The 17,849-nt window shown below is 64.2% G+C and carries 14 protein-coding genes; all 14 read left to right on the forward strand.

The window, feature by feature from the left end; translation table 11 throughout:
• Positions 1–113: 113 nt before the first annotated feature.
• The 14 genes from eccB to AB0876_RS33190 all read left to right on the forward strand — a co-directional run bounded on the left by eccB (position 114) and on the right by AB0876_RS33190 (position 17,822).
• Positions 114–1,568, forward strand: a complete 1,455-nt coding sequence (gene eccB, locus AB0876_RS33125) for a type VII secretion protein EccB (RefSeq protein ID WP_448499559.1) — start codon at positions 114–116, stop codon at positions 1,566–1,568.
• A 141-nt stretch (positions 1,569–1,709) separates the two neighbouring features.
• Positions 1,710–2,072: a hypothetical protein gene (locus AB0876_RS33130; protein WP_526044128.1), complete on the forward strand. Its 363-nt coding sequence runs from the start codon at positions 1,710–1,712 to the stop codon at positions 2,070–2,072.
• Between the two features lie 26 nt (positions 2,073–2,098).
• On the forward strand, positions 2,099–5,980 hold the full coding sequence (locus AB0876_RS33135; RefSeq protein ID WP_526044129.1) for an FtsK/SpoIIIE domain-containing protein: 3,882 nt from the start codon (positions 2,099–2,101) through the stop codon (positions 5,978–5,980).
• Positions 5,974–6,729: a helix-turn-helix domain-containing protein gene (locus tag AB0876_RS33140; protein WP_526044130.1), complete on the forward strand. Its 756-nt coding sequence runs from the start codon at positions 5,974–5,976 to the stop codon at positions 6,727–6,729. Before AB0876_RS33135 ends, AB0876_RS33140 begins: the two co-directional genes overlap by 7 nt.
• A 108-nt stretch (positions 6,730–6,837) precedes the next feature.
• The gene (locus AB0876_RS33145) at positions 6,838–7,143 is read left to right on the forward strand and encodes a hypothetical protein (protein ID WP_526044131.1); all 306 of its coding nucleotides are present in this window, start codon (positions 6,838–6,840) and stop codon (positions 7,141–7,143) included.
• A gap of 41 nt (positions 7,144–7,184) precedes the next feature.
• Positions 7,185–8,615, forward strand: coding sequence for a PPE domain-containing protein (locus AB0876_RS33150; protein WP_526044132.1), 1,431 nt, complete (start codon positions 7,185–7,187; stop codon positions 8,613–8,615).
• A 54-nt stretch (positions 8,616–8,669) separates the two neighbouring features.
• Positions 8,670–9,029 (forward strand): hypothetical protein, encoded by a 360-nt coding sequence (locus tag AB0876_RS33155; RefSeq protein ID WP_526044133.1) that lies wholly within the window; start codon positions 8,670–8,672, stop codon positions 9,027–9,029.
• A 40-nt stretch (positions 9,030–9,069) separates the two neighbouring features.
• On the forward strand, positions 9,070–9,366 hold the full coding sequence (locus AB0876_RS33160; protein ID WP_079632970.1) for a hypothetical protein: 297 nt from the start codon (positions 9,070–9,072) through the stop codon (positions 9,364–9,366).
• The gene (locus AB0876_RS33165) at positions 9,366–10,352 is read left to right on the forward strand and encodes an ESX secretion-associated protein EspG (RefSeq protein ID WP_526044134.1); all 987 of its coding nucleotides are present in this window, start codon (positions 9,366–9,368) and stop codon (positions 10,350–10,352) included. Before AB0876_RS33160 ends, AB0876_RS33165 begins: the two co-directional genes overlap by 1 nt.
• Positions 10,353–10,492: 140 nt before the next feature.
• Entirely contained in the window at positions 10,493–11,923 is a 1,431-nt protein-coding gene (locus AB0876_RS33170) for a MinD/ParA family ATP-binding protein (protein WP_526044135.1), read from the forward strand.
• The gene (eccD, locus tag AB0876_RS33175; protein ID WP_526044136.1) at positions 11,920–13,434 is read left to right on the forward strand and encodes a type VII secretion integral membrane protein EccD; all 1,515 of its coding nucleotides are present in this window, start codon (positions 11,920–11,922) and stop codon (positions 13,432–13,434) included. Before AB0876_RS33170 ends, eccD begins: the two co-directional genes overlap by 4 nt.
• Complete coding sequence (locus AB0876_RS33180; RefSeq protein ID WP_526044137.1) at positions 13,434–15,116, forward strand: S8 family serine peptidase; 1,683 nt, start codon at positions 13,434–13,436, stop codon at positions 15,114–15,116. The genes eccD and AB0876_RS33180 overlap by 1 nt, the downstream gene beginning before the upstream one ends.
• Complete coding sequence (gene eccE, locus AB0876_RS33185; RefSeq protein ID WP_526044138.1) at positions 15,107–16,828, forward strand: type VII secretion protein EccE; 1,722 nt, start codon at positions 15,107–15,109, stop codon at positions 16,826–16,828. The genes AB0876_RS33180 and eccE overlap by 10 nt, the downstream gene beginning before the upstream one ends.
• The gene (locus AB0876_RS33190) at positions 16,809–17,822 is read left to right on the forward strand and encodes a hypothetical protein (protein WP_526044139.1); all 1,014 of its coding nucleotides are present in this window, start codon (positions 16,809–16,811) and stop codon (positions 17,820–17,822) included. The genes eccE and AB0876_RS33190 overlap by 20 nt, the downstream gene beginning before the upstream one ends.
• Positions 17,823–17,849: the final 27 nt, after the last annotated feature.

Raw genomic sequence — 17,849 nt, forward strand, 5'->3', positions numbered from 1 at the left:
TGGAGGGAAACGTAGGTTCTTCTGGGCCGGATTCTGGCGGGCCGTGGGGGCGTCCTGGCGTGACGGGTGGGGATCCGGCGAAGCCGGATAGCCGGTTTGGCCGGGGGCTGGGCTTGGCGACGCGCACCCAGGTCAGCGGACACTATTTCGAGCGTCGTCGTCTTGGTTTGGCGTTTTTGCGGCGGGCCGAGCCGATGGAGGGTGACCCTGAGCGGTTGCGCAAGGTCCTCTTGCTGGTGTCGGCGTGCCTGGGCGTGGCGGTGTTGATCGGCGCATTGGCGGTGGGGTTTTTCCGGCCGGCGGGGTTGATCGACGATTCGACGACCATCGTTGGGGTGCGTGAGACCGGGGCGTTGTACGTCATGGTGGACGGGCGCTTGCATCCGGTGCTGAATCTGGTTTCAGCTCAGCTGATTTCGGGCCGACCGGACATGCCTAAGTGGGTTAATCAGGGCGAAGCGGACCGGATGCCTCGCGGTGTTGAGGTTGGCATTGAGGGTGCGCCGGTAGATCTGCCGCGTGTTCAGTCGCCGGAAGTGTCGCGGTGGGCGGTGTGCGACACGGGTGCGACAACGATGGGCGGATCTCCGCTGGTGACGGGGATCAATGGGGCGTTGACGTTCGGGGATGGCGCGGCTCCGCTGGGCGATGACAGCGCGGTGCTGATGTCCTTCGATGGTGTGACGTACTTGGTGTATCGCGGGTGGCGGATGCCGGTGGATCTGAGTGATCGGGCGGTGACGACTGCGCTGGGGATCGCTCCAGGGGCTCCGGTTCAGGTGATGTCGCGTGCATTGTTGGCAGCGGTGCCGGCCAAGGGTCCGATCGTGGTTCCGCCGGTAGCCAATGCTGGTGCGCCGTCGCAGTTCAAGTGGGGCCCTGGTGTTGTGGTGGGGTCGGTGGTGTCCAGTCAGGACGTTGCGGGCGGGCCGGATCGGCTCTATGTGGTTCTCGACGATGGCGTGCAACAGATTTCGCCCGTAGTGGCCGCGATGCTGCGACAGCGTGACTCGTTTGGGACGTCCAAGCCGGTGTCGGTACGTCCGGATGAACTGGCTACCGCGGCGGTGCAGCATCGGCTCGATGTGGACTTCTATCCGGATAATCCGGTCACTTTGGTTGATACGTCGGCGCGGCCGGTGGTGTGCTCGGCGTGGGAGTTCAAGGTGGGGGAGCGGCAAGCTGAGATCCGTGTCGTCAGCGGGCGTGGGTTGCCGATTCGGCGAGATCAGAACAAGAATCTGGTGCGCTTCCAGGACGGGGGCAGCGACGGTGTCCAGGCCGATCAAGTGTTGGTGAGCGATGAGCCGGCGACGTTCGTTACCGCGACTGGGCTCGCTTTGGATTCCCCTCGGCGGCAGTCACTTTGGTTGATCAGTGGGTCAGGCAAGCGGTTCGGCGTGCCTTTCGATCAGGAGTCGTTGAACGCTTTGGGTTTGGCTGCGGTCGGGCGTCAGCAGGGGGTCAGTGATGCGGTGCGCTCTGCTCCGTGGGCGATGGTACAGGTATGGCCGGCGGGCCCGGAGTTGTCGAAGGCTGCGGCGAACAAGGAACACGGGAGGGCGTGAGCGATGTCGACAGTGAAGTTCAACGGGGGTCCTCGGCAGAGACCGCCACGTGGTGTGAATACCTCACCGATCCTTTGGCCCAGTTCGCTGGAGCCGTTTCTGAGTCCTCAGGCGTTGCCGCGCACCAAGGCTCAGATCATCATGCCGATCGTGATCGGTGTGGCGGTGCTCGGAATGCTGGGTTTGATGTTCTCGCAGAAAGCCCTGCGGCAGGGGCCCATGATGGGGATGTCGCTGCTGTTCCCGGTCATGATGATCGCCTCGATGATGATGATGTTCAGCAACCGTGGCGGTAACGGTGAAGGGCAGCCGTTGAGTCCGAGCGCGCTGGACGCTAAACGGCGCAAGTTCCGCCTCGATCTAGACGAGTTGCGAGTTGAGTTGCACGAGGCGGCGCGGGCACAGTTCAACCAGGTGCAGTGGATGCATCCGGCTCCTGATCACTTGCTGGGGCTGGTGGGTTCGGATCGGCAGTGGGAACGAAGCCGGAGAGGCGGCCAGTAATGACGACAGCGCAGAGCCCTTCGAGGTTGGACCCGCATTTCGGGTTCGTCCGTTTCGGTTTGGGCAACCAGCAGTTGACGCGCAAGTTCGAGAACGTACCGTTGCTGGGAGATTCGGCCGATTACGAGCCGACGTCCTATCAGTCTGTCGCGGCGTTTCTGGGGACACAGGATAGGGTCCGTGGCATTCCGAAGCCGGTGTCGCTTCGCAATACCCCTGGGATGGCCTTCGTGGGGCGTGGCGGCCAGATGGACGCGGTGTATGCGTTGGTTCGGTCGGTTGTGTTGCAGGCAGCGATGTTTCATTCGGATACAGACCTCAAGGTTGTGGTCATCACCGAGTCGGTGAATCGTTGGGATTCGTGGTTGAAGTGGCTTCCGCATGCGCAGCATTCGACGGCGCTGGACACCGGTGGTAGCCGACGGATGGTGTGGAGGTCGGTGGCGGCCTTCAACTCTTCGGGGATGGCCAATGCGTTGCATCAGCGCGAAGGATTCACGAAGAACGACACGTCGACGATGCCGCATCTACTGATCATCAATGATCTGGCACGCATCGATGAGACGGAATGGAAGACCATCACCCGCGCCGAGGGGGTGGCCGGGGTGACATTCATGCGCCTGGCCACAGAGCCCAGCAGTGCTCTGGAGTTCGCGAACACGTTTGTGGTGAGCCCGGATCTGATCGAGCACAATGGATCTCGGTTCGCGATTCCGGATCAGATGAGTGAATCCACGGCTCGCACCATCGCCCGTCGGATGTCGAAATATCGTGCGGACGCCTCGGCACGCACGGTCGTTGATGACTCGTCGAGTCTGGTTCAGCTCACTGACATGCTGGGGATCGAGGATTTTGCGCAGCTGGATTTGACGTCGCTGTATGCCAAGACGCGGATGGGCCCGCCTTTTGAGGAGTCCGCGTGGGGCAAGGAGTGGCTGCGGTTTCCGGTCGCGCGTGACACGTTCGGGAACTTGGTTCATGTCGATCTCAAAGCCGAGGACGAGGGCGGCATGGGCAGTGCCGCCGTCGTGGTGGGGACTTCTGGTTCGGGCAAATCGGAGTTTTGGACAACGCTGTTGCTCTCGGCGGCGCTGACGCATTCGCCTGAACAGCTTCAGTTCATGTTTTTCGACTTCAAGGGCGATACGACGGCGATGACGATTCGAGGGTTCCCTCATACCGTCGCCGCGCAGAACAATCTGAAGGACGATTCTTTGTGGATGGAGCGCATGTGCGATGTGCTCTATGGAGAGCTGGAGATACGCAAGAAGCAGTTGGCCCGAGCAAAGTGCCACAATGCCGCGGAGTATGAGTTCCGGCGTATTCACAAGGGGGAGAAAATTCCTCCGCTGCCGGTTCTGTTGCTGGTGGTAGATGAGTTCACCCAGATGTTTCAAGAGTGCCCGTCCATGGTTGATGTGATCGACGAGTACACGCGCCAGGTCCGCGCGTTGGGCGTCAAGGTATTGATGGGCTCGCAGTATCTGGGTCATCACATGTCACGTGGCGGCATCATGGCCAACATGCCGATCCGGATCGCGCTGCGCGTGCTGGATCCCAAGGATTCGCGCGAGGTGATCGGGGTCGAGGACGCGCGGTGGCTGCCCTCCAAGCCGGCGGGTGCAGGTTTCTTACTCAGTCAAGGCCGCGACCTTCAGCAGTTTCAGACTGCGTTCGTCTCGGGCACCTATCACCAGCCGCGGCGGCGGATGGCCACCGCCGAACTGCGGGAGCAGCAGACCTATGCTCCGCCCAGGGAGTTCCTGTTAACCGGGATGGAACCTGTCACGGTGCCTGCCCCGGTCACTGTCGATGTGCAGGACGAGGACACCCAGGACGTGTTGCTCGGCCCTGACGGGCGAGAACTGCTCGACGTACAGGTTGCTACGCAGGCACTGCACGATCGGATGCCAGACGTAGTGCTCAAGCAGAAGTGGCTGCCTCCGCTGGAGGCGTTGCCGGTCGATGAGCTGGTACGCCGGTTGCGTGGCAAGCCATGGAATGTGGACTACGGAATCAACAGGGAACTGTTGTTTCCGGTCGGAGTGGAAGATCGCCCACACCAGCATCAGCAGCGGGTGTACGCGGTGAACCTGCTCGAGGACAACTGCGCGGTGATTGGCAAGCAAAACTCCGGTAAAACGGTGGCGCTCGCCACGATGATCACCGGGGCCTCATTGATGTATCGCCAAGACAGGATTCAGTTCTTCGTCGTGGCGTGCAGCGGATCTGACCTCAACGCTGTTGAGGAGCTGCCACATGTGAGCGCGTTTAGCCAATACAAAAAGCGCGACAAGGTTTTCGCGATGCTCAGCGAGCTGGAGTCGATCATCGAGCAGCGAGAGCAGGCTGGCGTCGACATGAAAGTGTTGCGCGAGCACAAGTTCGGTGGCGGTCGCGGCCGAGGGACGGTGAATGCGTCTGACCCATACGGGGATGTGTACCTGGTGATCGATGGGTGGACCGCGTTCAAGAAGGAGTATGAGGACGCGGCGCTGGCCAATGGGGTCACTCGCGTGATGGAGCTGCTGAACAAGGGCGGCAGCTACGGCGTGCACGTGATCATCGCGGGGCACTCATGGTTCGACTTCGGCACCCGGCTGACCCCGCTGTTCAACGCCAATGTCGAGCTGAAGCTGGCCGACAACGACGATCTCAACCGCAACAGCCGCGACGTGGCGCTCAAGGTGCCGCTCGGTTTCCGGCCGCTGCACCGAGCCGAGCCCGAATTCGGGATCGATGGGCCTGAGGGCACTGTCGAGGAGAATCCGAGCGGCGCCCAGTTGACCGAGCACGTGGGCGAATTGGACGAGGCCGAGGACCAGGAACTGATTCGCATCGTCGGCCGCGGCACGTCGATGGCTGGATTCCATTTTCAGACGGGCCTGCCACAGGTGTCGATCAACGGCATGGTCAGCGACCTCGCGGCCGCCATCCCCGCAATCACCGACAAGGCCGGGCGACGTGATGAGGCACGAGCGCTGAAAATGTTGCCGACACTGGTCACGCTCGACGAGGTGTTCAACCAGGCTCACGACCTGGGCATGCTCGGGGGCAAGCTGGTGCCGTTTGGGATCTGCGAGAAGGGTCTCAAGCCAGCTTTCGTGGACTTCCTCAAACACTCGCATCTGCTGCTGGTCGCCGACCCTGAATCCGGTATCAGTACCGCCCTGGCCACGCTGGCGCGTTCGATCATGCGGGTGTTCACACCGGACGAAGCCGAGATCTTTGTCGTCGACAACGCTCATGGGCTGCTCAACGTCGTCGTTGGTCCGCATCTAGGCACTTATGAGGTGCCAGCGGAGAAGCCACCGGAGCTGGGCTACGGACAGATCGGGACGACGTTCGGTGCTGCCACTGCCGCGTTGGAAGCAGCTGCGGCTGAGCCAGCGCCGGCCAGTGGCCAACGCCGCGAAGGGTACGTGCACACGCTCGAGCAGATGCGTGGCCTGGCTGCCTACCTGGCGGAGGAACTGGCTCGGCGTCAGCCTGACGGTGAACTGTCGCAGGAACAGCTGGCGGCCGGTGTGGGCGGCTGGAAGGGCAAGCGCACGTTTGTCATCGTCGACCGTGAAGAGGACGTCCACACGCTCGGCGGCGGTGCGATGGGCTTGAGCACCGCACACCCGCTGTCCCCTGTGGCCGAGTTCATGTCCAATGCCGCCGAGGTCGGTCTTCACGTGATTGTGGGGCGGCGTGTGGCGCGGTGGACTGGGGCAGGCTCCAGCCCCTTGATCAAGGCGCTGACCACGACGAATCGTCCTGTGGTGGTGATGAACAGCTCCAAACAGGAGGGCGTCGTCGCGCGGGGGATTAAGGCAGGTCCGCTGGATGTGGGGCGCGGGGTGTATGCCACCGACGGGCTGCCCGACCGGGTTCAGATCGCGATGTCGGGTCGGCAGTGCTGACCTACACCGAGCACGCGGCACGGCACCTGGCAGACCTGATCGACAAGGCGCGAGCAGAGCAGGGCTGGTCGGTGGCCGATCTGGCGACCCATGCGCAGGTGTCGCGGCCAACGGTTTCTCGGCTGATCAATCACGCGCAAATTCCGGTGCGCCAACGCACCCGCGACGCGATCGGCGTCGCGCTGGGTTGGCAGCCAGGGGCATGCGATGCGGTGCTGGCCGGGGCGCAGCTGTCGCAGACGCAGGACGTTCTGGCTGTCGGCGCCGAGGCCGCGAGTCGGTTGGCACGCGAGGTCGAGCGAGCTCGGCTCGACATTGGCTTGAACAAGCTGGAGTTGAGTCGGATTGCCGGGGTCGCGCGGCCGGTGGTGTCGCGGCTGATCAACCACGGAGAGGTCCCGGCACGGTTCGCGGTGCGCGATGCGATCGGGGTGGCAGTCGGGTGGGAGTCGGGCAGCTGTGAGGCTGTCTTGGCCGGCGGCGCGCCGACGGTGGCGGCCTCGGCGCAATGGGCGCAGACGGTTGCCCAGCGTCTGGAGCACCTTGCTGCGCAAGCGGAGGAGGCCGCGGCCGAGAGTGAGCGCCAAGCTCAGTGCTGGCACGCCATCGCCGAAAGTGCCGCAGGCTCGGCAGCCGAGAGTGAACGTCGTGCTGCGCACTGGCGCACGGTGGGCACAGATGCCAGGGCAGCGGTGCGGTTGGCGCGCCGCGGTGGTCGCGATGCACTCAATGGCAACAATGGGTGTTGAAATGCGTTGACTTCCAGGCGATATTGCGCGTTGCTGTTGCCAGTCTTTTTGCGGGCAGATTAGTCTCGGATCAGGTGGGAGACCACATAGGGAAGGGGAAAATTAGTCATGACGATGCCGTTGCTGGTTGAAACTCCGATTCTCGCGGCGCAGGGCGCCTCGGAAACGGCGGGGTCCGCGGCGCTCGGGGGTGTGCTGACCGGTGTTGCGCCGGCGTTGCTCGCTCCGATCCCGATGGGCGGGGAAGAGGTGTCCATGCTGCTTGCCCAGGCAATCGCCGCCAACGCGGCGCAGTTCTTGGCCGCGTGTGGCGTGGGGGTTGCCCAGCGCGAAGCGCTGGCGGCGAGCTCGATCACTTCTGCGGCAGCTCACGAGATCACCGACGCGACAGCGGCCGTGCAACTGTTTCTGTAGCTGCGATCTGTTCACGGGCTTTCCCGAGCTAGGAGTGTGTGGTGGTCGCTTATTATGGGCTGACGCCGGAGGTCAATGCGTTCCGGTTGACCATGATGGGGGCTGGTCCGGCAGCTCATGTGCCGGCCGCTGCTGGGTTTGAGACTGCCAGCGTGACCCATGCTCAAGGTGCGGTCCAGATGGCCAATACTGCCGCAGCGACAGCCGCGACGTACTCGGGGATGGGCTCTGTGGCGATGATGCAGGCCGCGGTCACCCATAGCGGATGGATGTCGACCGCGGCAATTGCGGCACAGCGAAGCGCAAAATGTGTCGAATCCGGGATGGGGCTCTACGGAAGCGCGGTAGCCAGCACCATTCCGTTCGGAATGGTGGTCGCCAATCGCGTGCGCGACGCGACGTTGCAGTCGACCAATATCCTCGGGGTCAACACCATTCCCATCGCCGAGACGGAAGCTGAGTACGGCGAGTATTGGGGCCAGAACGCCAGCGCCATGACGGGGTATCTGTCCGGTGTGACCAGCTTGGTCAGCGCACTATCGGTGCCGCTGCCGATGATGCCCGGAATGGCAAATCCGGCCGAGGCGCTGGCAGCGGGTGTGACCGCCTCGGGCATGTCTTTGGGACTGCAAGGCGCCTCAGCAGCGTTGTCGCAAGCAACGCAGGTCGGCGCGACCGCGCTGAGCGGCGCATCGTCGATGATGGGCACGGGCCTGAGTGCTGCCACGAACGGGGCTCCGGCTGCGGCGCAGCAGGCAACAGAGGGCTCGACCGCGCCGGGGATGCTGGGCGCGCCGCCTGGGTCGGCTTCCCCTTCCCGTCCCGGCGGCGCCCCAGCATCCACCGATGGCACAGGGTTCATGCAGTCAGCCCAGGCAATGATGGGGCCGATGATGCAGGCCCCGCAGGCGTTGGCAGGCGCTCCGCAAATGCTCAGCCAGGCAGGGCAGCTGCCGTCGTCACTGTTTGGGCAGGCCAGTGGGCTGATGCCACCGATGATGTCAGGATTGGGCGGCGGCGGGTTCGGCGGCGGGGCACAGGGATTGGGAGCTGGCGGGCTCAGCAGCGCTGGTGGCTGGTCGGGCCTAGGTCTGGCCAACGGAGGCTATGCCGGCGGAGGAGCTCCGGTCGCTGCATCGCTGAGCAAACCCTCAGGTATTGGGGTGGGAGGCTCCAACGCCATGGCAGGCCCTGTGGGAGTTCCGCAGAAGTGGTGGAATGCGCCCGGCTCGCCCGATTCGGCGGCGACGTCGATGGCAGGGCCTCGGGGCGGCGTGACCGGCACGACCGGCGGCGCACCGATGGGAGCCGGGATGATGGGGGCTCCAGCAGGCCGATCAAACGGACAACGCGGCCACGGCGAGATCAGTGAGGCCGATCAGCAGGTCGTGACCGATGACGGCGCGGGCGAGGGTGTACCGGTTTACACCGATGACGGTGACGTCGTCTACGTCGGGGGGCGGGAGGTATGAATCCGCGAATTATTTAGCTGCGGGCGTTAGAAAGTTTTTCATTTCAGTGCAAATGTGACCTATCGCAGCACCAACATCACGTCACCGCACTATCGAGCACGAGGGGAATTACACACGATGTTTCAGACCGATACCGATACGATGCTCACTTCGGCGGGCCATCTCGACAACATCCGCAACGAGATCATGGGCATGCTCAATCAGTACATGACCACCAACCAGGATCTGACCTCGGGTGCGTTCACGGGCATCGCCGCCACACAGTCGACGCTCACCGCCGAGGACATCCTCAACACCGGCCGGCAGGTGTCGGAGCGGTTCCAGGGCGTCATCGACCACATGAAGTCCTCGGCGCACCAGTACGCCGCCATGAACCAGGACAACGCGGTCAAGCTCGGCCACGTGGGCGCCTAGTCCCTACCCCGACACTTTTCGAATCTTCAAGGAGGACACTATGAGCGGACAGCAGTCTTACGATCACGTACGGATGATTGAGCACGCGACCACCCAGACGAACATCATGACCCGTCTGGAGGAGCTCAAGCAGGAGTCGATCCACGCCATCAACTCGGTAGCAGAAATCTGGAAGGAGCACGGCTCCAACGCCGCGCAGGAAGCGCATCAGCAGATCGCGCTGGCTTTCCAGCAGGTGTTCGCCACGATCGGCCGCCACGGACAGGCGATCCAGGGCGCAAGCCAGGCCGCCGAGCACACGGATCTGGCGTCGGCAGCCGGGTTCCGCAACCTGTAATGGCAGTCGCGTCTGGAGCGCGGCTATCGGTCACTTCCACCGGATTGTGGCTGATAGCCGCGCTTGCTGGTATTACACGGCTGCCCGCGACCCTGCGGGTACCGCCTTCTGACGGCGCCGACCGAGCCAGCCTCAGTGCCACCCATCCCGGTATGGAAGTCCTGCAACAGGCGGGGATCTGGACTGAGGCAGGCCTGGATGGCGATGTCGAGCAGTGGATGGTTACGTTGGCCCGCCCCGACATCAGGGTCGATGTGGAGGTTGACGTTCCGTCCGTGATGAGTACCCGGTTGCTGGGTCCTGCACCGGTTTTCAGACCTTCACACGATGAAGCAACGATCCGGCAGAATTCAACGGCAGCGATCGCCGCCTACGAGGAATTGCAGCGCTGGCGGGCCGATCAACCGGCCAAGCGCGTGGCCACACTGTGCCGGCGTGACGGGGTTTGGGTGGCGGCAGCCAGAATGTGGCAGCCAGGTGCCACCAGTTCTGATGGGCAGGATCACGAGGAGCTCGACGAGATCGTGGTGTCCCTGGTCGGTGACCAGCCGATCGCCACGACGGTGGCTGAGTTGCTTGGCAAGGCAGAACCTGCCGCGTTTGAGGGGATGAGCATCCAGTCCTCGGTCCTCAATGACGTTGTGGGCCAGTGGCAGCACGATCCAGAGACCCACATTGTGGCGGTCCTGGTCAATCACGGTCTGACCGTCGAGCAGGCGCGCATTGTTGAAGCGGTCGCTGACCGCTCGGCGGTGCGGTCCACGGTCACTGCGATGCAGATGCGGCCCGGGCGTGGCGATTGGGCACAGTTGACGACGACCATCGCGGACACCATTTATGGTCGCGTGGTGCGCAGCGAGACCGGCTCTGGCGGGGATCTGTGGACGTTGATGATGCCCGGCACCGAGCGCAGGATCCGTGCCGCTTTCGACGGTGTCTTGGAATCGCTGCCCAGTGGGCAGGGCTGGTCTGACTACACACGGTAGTCCGTAAAATAATTACGGACGATCTTGCCGAGCGACGTAGACGCGAAAAACTGAACAGGGTTACGCTCGCTTTTGTTGAGAACAACACCAGCCTTGCGGCAACAAACATGCTGCTGACCGGGGGAGCTGAGGGGAAAATCATGAGCGAGCAAGACTTCCTGAACCGGATGGGAGCGTCTTCGTCCGACAACACTGCGGACCGCGCGAACAACGGTGCGCCACAACCAGGAACACCGCCGCGTGGCCCCGGGCCGGGCGTACATCGACAGGGAGTCGACGCCACAGGCGGCGCCCCTATCCAAAATCGTCCCCCGACCGCCCCGCCACCGCAGCATCCCGCGGCGCCGGTCCAGTACGACGATCTCACTCAGCAGATCACTCCAGCGCATATCCGCGCCGCACAAACCACATACGCCCCCCAGGGCGCTGCCGCCCCGCAGTATCAAGGACGCGAATCCGTCGAGCCGACACACGGTTGGCAAGCGGGCCACGGCGCAGTCCAGCACATGGCACCGGAAGCCTCTGCACCGCAACCCAATTCCTTCGGATGGACAGGGGGTGGGTCAGGATTCGTGTCGGCCGCGGGCAACGGTGAGCTGCTCGGTGAACAGGTCCGCGCCACCGACTTCGTCGAGACCAAGAAGATCCCGTCAAATCAGGGCTGGCGCAAATGGCTCTATCGACTGACATTCGGCACGGTCAACACCGGGGAGTCCCCGGATGAACAGCGGGTACGGGCCATGCGAGCCCAGGTCGCCGCGCCCATGGCAGGCACGTTCTCGATTGCGGTGCTTGGCGGTAAGGGCGGTGTCGGCAAGACGTCGATGACGATCATGCTGGGATCGGAAATCGCACGGCTGCGTGAGCACGAACATACGATCGCCATCGATGCTGACCCCAGCCACGGCGCGAACCTTGCTGGGCGCATTGACCGTTCGGCAGCCTCGTCCTACCACGAGATCGTCGCCGCGCAGAACATCAAGCGGTATTCCGACATGCGAGCACGCGTTGGACACAACACCGCCGGGTTGGACGTGTTGGCTTCCCCGACGCACCGAGGGGCCACAGGTAGCGCCGGTGCCGTGGATCCGGAGTTGTACCTGCAGGCACGTGGATGCCTCGAGGAGCACTACAACGTGCTGCTCACCGACTGCGGCGTCAACATTGAAGACCCGATCGCAGCCACCGCCCTGGCGCACGCCAACGCCGTGGTGATGGTGACGTCAGCGATCCCAGAAAGTGTCGAAGGCGCCGGTAAGGAGATCGATTGGCTGTACAACCATCCCGACTACCGCTCGTTGATGAGCCGGATAGTGCTGATCATCAATCATGACCGTCTGCCGGTAAACACCAAGCACCGCAAGCAGATCCAAGCGTTCGTCGACGCCGTTGCCGAACGCTACAGCCGATGGGTACCCCGGGAACGGATCTTCATCATGCCCCACGATCCGCACCTGGCGACCTCAGCCATCGTCGACATCAACGAACTGGCCCCTGCCACCGCACGGCAAATCTTGGAAGTGGCCGCGTGCCTGGCCGGAGGCTACACCGCGACGGGAGCCGCCCAGTGACCACGCCACCAGCTGCCAGCACCGACGGTGCGGCCGCGATCGCTGATCCTGCCCCGCTGACACGCGTGGTGATCTTCGTGGGCGACAACACCGAAATGGACTTTGTGCTCCCCGCCAAAGTCGAATTGGTCGTCATCGTCGAAGACTTGATCGACTCGATCAACAAGAAGCTGCGTCGCCGCCGCCAACCGATCTTGAAGGTCGGCCCGACGTATAGGTTATGCCGGGCCGACACTCAACCTCTCAACCCCGAGCACACCCTCGACGAAGCCGGCGTGCTGGACGGGGATTGCCTGTGGCTGTTGCCTTCTGAGGTCACCGAACGCTTCGAGCCGGTCATTGAGGACGTATCAAGCGCAGTTGCCCAACAGGCTGAGCGCCAACTCACCCGCACCGACGAGCACACACCGCGCCAGGTGGCACTGGCCCTCGGCGCCGCTCTCACCGCATGGGCGGAGCTCATATTGCTGCGCTCGTGGTGGTACAGCGGTGGATGGGTCCCCGCGGCGGTGTCGTGGGTGCTGACCGTCGCGCTGATCGCTGGAGCCTGGGCCTCTGCTAACGCCAGCCAGCCGCAACGGCGCGCCGCCGCTGATGGGTTCGCTTGGACGGCCATCATCCCGTTGGCCGCCGCAGTGGCAACGTCGATACCGGGGCATCCCACAACCTGGCACGCTCTTGCCGCAGTCCTGGCAGCGGCCGGCGCGGCAATACTGCTGGCCATCTGGACCGATCGACATCTGAGCGCAGTCGCGGCGATCGTCGTCGCGGGTCTGGCCGCCGCGGCGGTCCTGACCGTACAGGGATCAGAGTGGCAGGTGCGACCTGAACGACTCGCGATGGTGATGCTGATCGTGGTGCTCATCATCGTCACCTACACCTCCAACACCATGGTGATCACCTCCGGGGTTCCCGGGCCGTGGTTCCCGTCACTGACCGGGCGCGGAGTCTTCGAACGACGCCCCAATTCACCGCGCGACTCGGTCTCCCCTGTGTACCCGGCCGGCACTGAGAAACCTGAGCAGATCGCGAGATGGGCTCGACGTGGCAACGCGGTGGCCACCGGGGCGATGCTGGGCTGCGCGGCAGTGATGGTGGTGGCCGCCCGCTATGCGGTCATCCCCGGACAGAAGTACGCAGCGTGGTACTTGGTGGTGGCGGTGTCCATCGCGCTCATCGTGCTGTTGCGAGCACGTTCGTTCGCTGACCGGTGGCAATCGATCATCCTGACGGTCGCTCCAGTCGTGGCGGTAGCGGTGATGATCGGGCGCTACGCGGCCTCCACCACACCACCGGACCTGACGACATCGCTAATGTGCGTTGCTGTCATCTTGGGTATCGGCGCGCTCGGGCTGCTGGTCGGCCTGGTTGTGGTGGCCGCGAAAGTGAACGCGCCGATTCGACGCATTGTCGAATTCGTTGAGTACGCGCTGCTGCTCCCGCTGCTGCCGCTGGCGGTGTGGCTGCTGGGCTTGGCCTCGATGATGCGCAACATGCTCGGTGACGTGTGATGAACAGCGGGATTCGACGCGGATGCCGCGTCGCGCTCGCCGCAGGGCTGGTCACGACGGTAGTGGCTGTCTGCGACACCGGGGCCGCCTGGGCAGTGGAACCGCCCGTTGTGCCGCCGGGTCCCGCCCCCGCCGACCCTGAGCCTGCCCCGGCCGAGCCGATGAAACAGGTCGCCGGATGCGTGCAGACCGCCGAACTTCCCGGCAGCGATTTTCGTGAACTGCCCGCTCCGCTTCAGATGCTCGACATGCCCGCGGCGTGGAAGGAATCCACCGGGGCGGGTGTGGTGGTCGGGATCATCGACACGGGGGTGGCCCCGCAGCCGCGTTTACCGCACCTGGTCGCCGGAGGTGACTACGTGATGGGTCGCTACGGTGACGGCTTGTCGGACTGCGACGCGCACGGCACCCTCATCGCTTCCTTGATCGGTGCTGCGCCCTCCGGCGCCCCGCTGCCTGTGCGGCCCGTCGACGCCGCCCCGCCCCCTCCGCTTCAAGGTGCGCCACAACCGGTTCCGGTACCGCCACCGCCCCCGCCGCCCACAGTGACGGTGACCGCGACTGTCACCCAACCTCCACCGCCGCCACCCCCTCCGCCTCCGGGGGACGCTCCTCCGGCGGAGGCAGCTCCGGCGTGGGGTCCGGCACCGGCCGTGCCCGCGCCCGCGTCTCCACCACCAGGTGGTGGGCCAGACGGGGTGATCGGGATCGCCCCGGACGCCACGCTGATCAGCATCCGTCAGACCGCGCAAACCTTCGGATTCGCCGAACCCAAGTTCGGAGAGAACACCCAAGATGTGCGCCGCGTCGGCGATATCCATGGCATGGCCCAGGCAGTGGTGCATATGGCCAACCTTGGTGCCAAAGTCATCAATATTTCTGTGGTGGCGTGCATTTCGTCAGCCAAGCCCGCCGACCTGACCGAACTGGGCGCCGCACTGCGATACGCAGCCGTCGACCGCGACGTCGTCATCGTCACGGCCGCGGGCAACGCGGGTACCGAGCAATGCAAGGACCAAAACCCTGAACCCTCGCCCAACACACCCGATGATCCGCTGGGATGGAATAGCGTCCGAACCATCGCGGCACCAGCGATTTTCGACCAGTTCGTGCTCACGGTGGCAGCCACCGACAGTTCCGGCACCCCCCTGACCGATCAAGCGGCCTCGCTGCACGGCCCGTGGGTCGGCCTGGCAGCGCCAGGCACCGACACCGTGGGGTTGTCCCCCGACGGGAAAGTGGTCAACGCCTCCATCGACGGCGACAAGCTGAAGCCGATCGTGGGCAGCTCGTTCGCCGCGGCCTACACCACCGGCGTCGCGGCTCTAGTCCGCGCCAAGTTCAAGGATCTTTCGGCGCACCAGGTGATTCGGCGTCTGCAAGCGACCGCCACACCCCCTGCTGGAGGCCGCGACACAGTGGTGGGATACGGCGTGCTCGACCCGGTGGCGGCCTTGACATGGGATGTGCCACCCGGGGATTGGCTGGCGCCAGGAGTGGACATGCCCCTGCGACACCAACCTGCACCCCCGGCCCCTGATCCACGGCCACGATGGGGCGCAGCTGCAGTCGCTGGCATCGCCGCGATGGTGATCGGCGCTGCGGCCTGGGGAATGACTGTAATGAGACGACGTCGCCGCGCTGAAACTTCGGCGGGCGCATGGGAGGATCGATGGCTCTGAATCCGTACGTCGGCAAGCTCATTGCCGCCGAGATCGCCGCATTGCCCATCGCGGCTGCCGTGTACGCCGCCGGCGCCAGGGCAGTGTGGGCAGTCGCGGTCGCCGCCGTTCTCGCGGTGTCGCTGTTCGTAGTTCCCATTCGGGATATGACCCTGTGGCAGTGGGCAATCCAGTTTGCGCACTGGGTTGGTCGCCGCCGCCACCACTTGCACGAGGCGATGCAACCTCCCTCGGACGACAAGCGCGAAGAGGGGCCAAGCCCGGACCTCAGCTCGCCGAACGACGACGAGGAGCAGCCCGACGCTGCGGCCGTCGATCGCGTTCGCAAGGATCGCTTCACCGACGTCGAGATCAACGACACCACGCACGTGGGGGTGCTCGTCGAGGACCACACGGTCGTCACCATGGTGGCGCTGTGGGGCCGGCCGTACCTGCCCACCCTGCTGACGGCCAATCGGGCTGAGACACCCAACACTGTGCCGTTGACTGTCATCGCCGGTGAGATGAAACGGGCCAGTCTGGGGGTGGATGTTGATGTTGTTGCCGAAGGTTCCCGCAGCTACACCGCTGACCCCTACGGCGCTGCGTTCACCGCTTTCATCGGAAGTCGACCCGTCGTCGGGCAACGCAGCGCCACCCTGGTGGTTCGCCTCGACACCCACGCCGCCGACACCACCTCGGGTCTGATGTGGCGTCCCAACAGCGTGACCGCTGTAATCGCTGCGACACAACGCATTGTCAAAGCGCTGCGCCAAGCCGGATGCCGCGCCGAGATTCTCACCGCAGCCCAGATGCGCAATACCACCGCGGCCACCGTAGGGGGAGCTGAACGCCTCGACGCGACCTACCACGATCGCTGGGCCACACTGCATCAGCCAGGGCACGGATACACCACCAGCTACTACCTGCCCGCCGATCACCTCACACCGCGAGCCTTGGAAGATCTCTGGTCGATTGATGCTGACCACACCACAGTGGTGGTCGCGCTGCGCCGCTACGACGAGGGTGTGCGTGTTGGTGCCCTCGTGCGGTTGGTGACGAGTCGACCGCTTCGCACTACCCCGGCCACGACCTTGCGTCGGTGCACGGGCCGGCAGTGGGAGGTGTTGGTGCGCACCATCCCTGGTGCGGCGCGACTGACCACCATGTTGCCGACGATCGAGCTGACCGACACACTCGACGAGACTGTCGCAGTCGGTCCGTCAGGCATTCTGATCGGCGCGACGCGCGACGACCGCGCGGCAGGAGAGGCCGGGTCGGTGCTGATTCCGTTCTTCGACCCGGCCGGACCAACCCGCATCGCGGCCAACGTCGACGATGCCACTGTGCGACAGCTGATCCGGCGTGCCTCGGCCGCCGGCGAGCTCGTCGCGGTCTACGACGACAGGGGCCGGTGGGCGATGACCGGTGCCTCCTCGAGGATTTGGACGACCCGAGATCACACCGAGCAACCACCTCGGCCGCCGACCATGGTCTTTCACCACATCAGCAGCAGCAATCCTTGCCCAGGAGCACGCAGCGCGGTCGCAGTCGGCCCCCCGCGCCCCGGCTACAGCCCCGATATCTGGATCGACCAGTACGGCGCAAAGTCTCTGCAACTCAACACCGCCAAATTCGACGTCCCGCTGGAACCGATCACCATCCGCGGCGAAGACGCCGCCACGGCGCCGGCTCGGCCACCACACCCAGCCCTTGTCGGTAGCCAGCAGTAGCGTCTCGGTCAAATCTCATGGGGGGATGGGGGATCCAATGCCGAAGAAAACTCAGAAGCGGAAATGGAAGCGGACGTTCTATCACGGCGGTGTGCCTGGAGGCCGGCCCGGAGGTCTGATCTATCCGGCCGCTGAGCTCGGATTAGACTACACCGCGGCGTATTTGTTGACTCCCGGGTTGCCCGTGCAGATGCCGAAATATGAGCCCGATCGGGTGCACTTCACCACTCATCTCGGGGTGGCGCGAGGTTATGCCGCGCAGTACGTCGCCCCGGGAGTGGGGCCGGTGCCCGGCGATGTCTACCGCGTGATCGTTGACGGTCCGATCGAGACCGATCCCGACTTCAGTGATCAGAAAGTCGTTAGCGTCTACGGCACCAGCCGCAAACCGATCACGATCAGTGCCGTCGTGGAACGAGACGTCGTGCTTGATCGGCGCCAGATCAACGAAGCCGGGTGGCCATTCCGGTGTTTTTTCGGCGAATGGGAACCCGTTCACGCCAAGGACGGCACCGTCTTGGCTTCGCACGAGATGCGCGACCTCGGCGCCAGTGATGACTACCTCCGATTGCTGCCACGGTGGATGGATGCACGTGAGTTCGGCAACGGCGGACGCCTCTGGAGTCCGGGCCGCGAAGGAGTTGTGTGGGCAAGCCCTGACGAGGTTCTGGAGATTCTTGCGCACCTGGGGTTAGATACGGGCCCGCACATCATGACCGGCGATAACGTTTACCCTCACTTCGAGCAGGGTTCTAACAAGCCAATCCTGTTCGGCTACTACCAATGCCGGGAATGTGGAGCCACATTCGGCGATCCCACGATCAGTCTCGACGAACAGACCCCGGCGATCCATGCAGCCGCCATCCACCAAGCTGGTGACGACGTGGTCACCATCGCACAGTTCAACGGCGGCAACCTCAATGAGTACCTGTACGCCCTGTCCCGGCGGTCACCGCAACGCTGGACATCGTGGAGACCGCGGGGACTGCGCTGAGTCCAGCAACTCCTGCACGATCGCTGC

The sequence above is a fragment of the Mycobacterium sp. NPDC049093 genome, assembly GCF_040704635.1.
In the GTDB taxonomy this organism is placed as follows: Bacteria; Actinomycetota; Actinomycetes; order Mycobacteriales; family Mycobacteriaceae; genus Mycobacterium.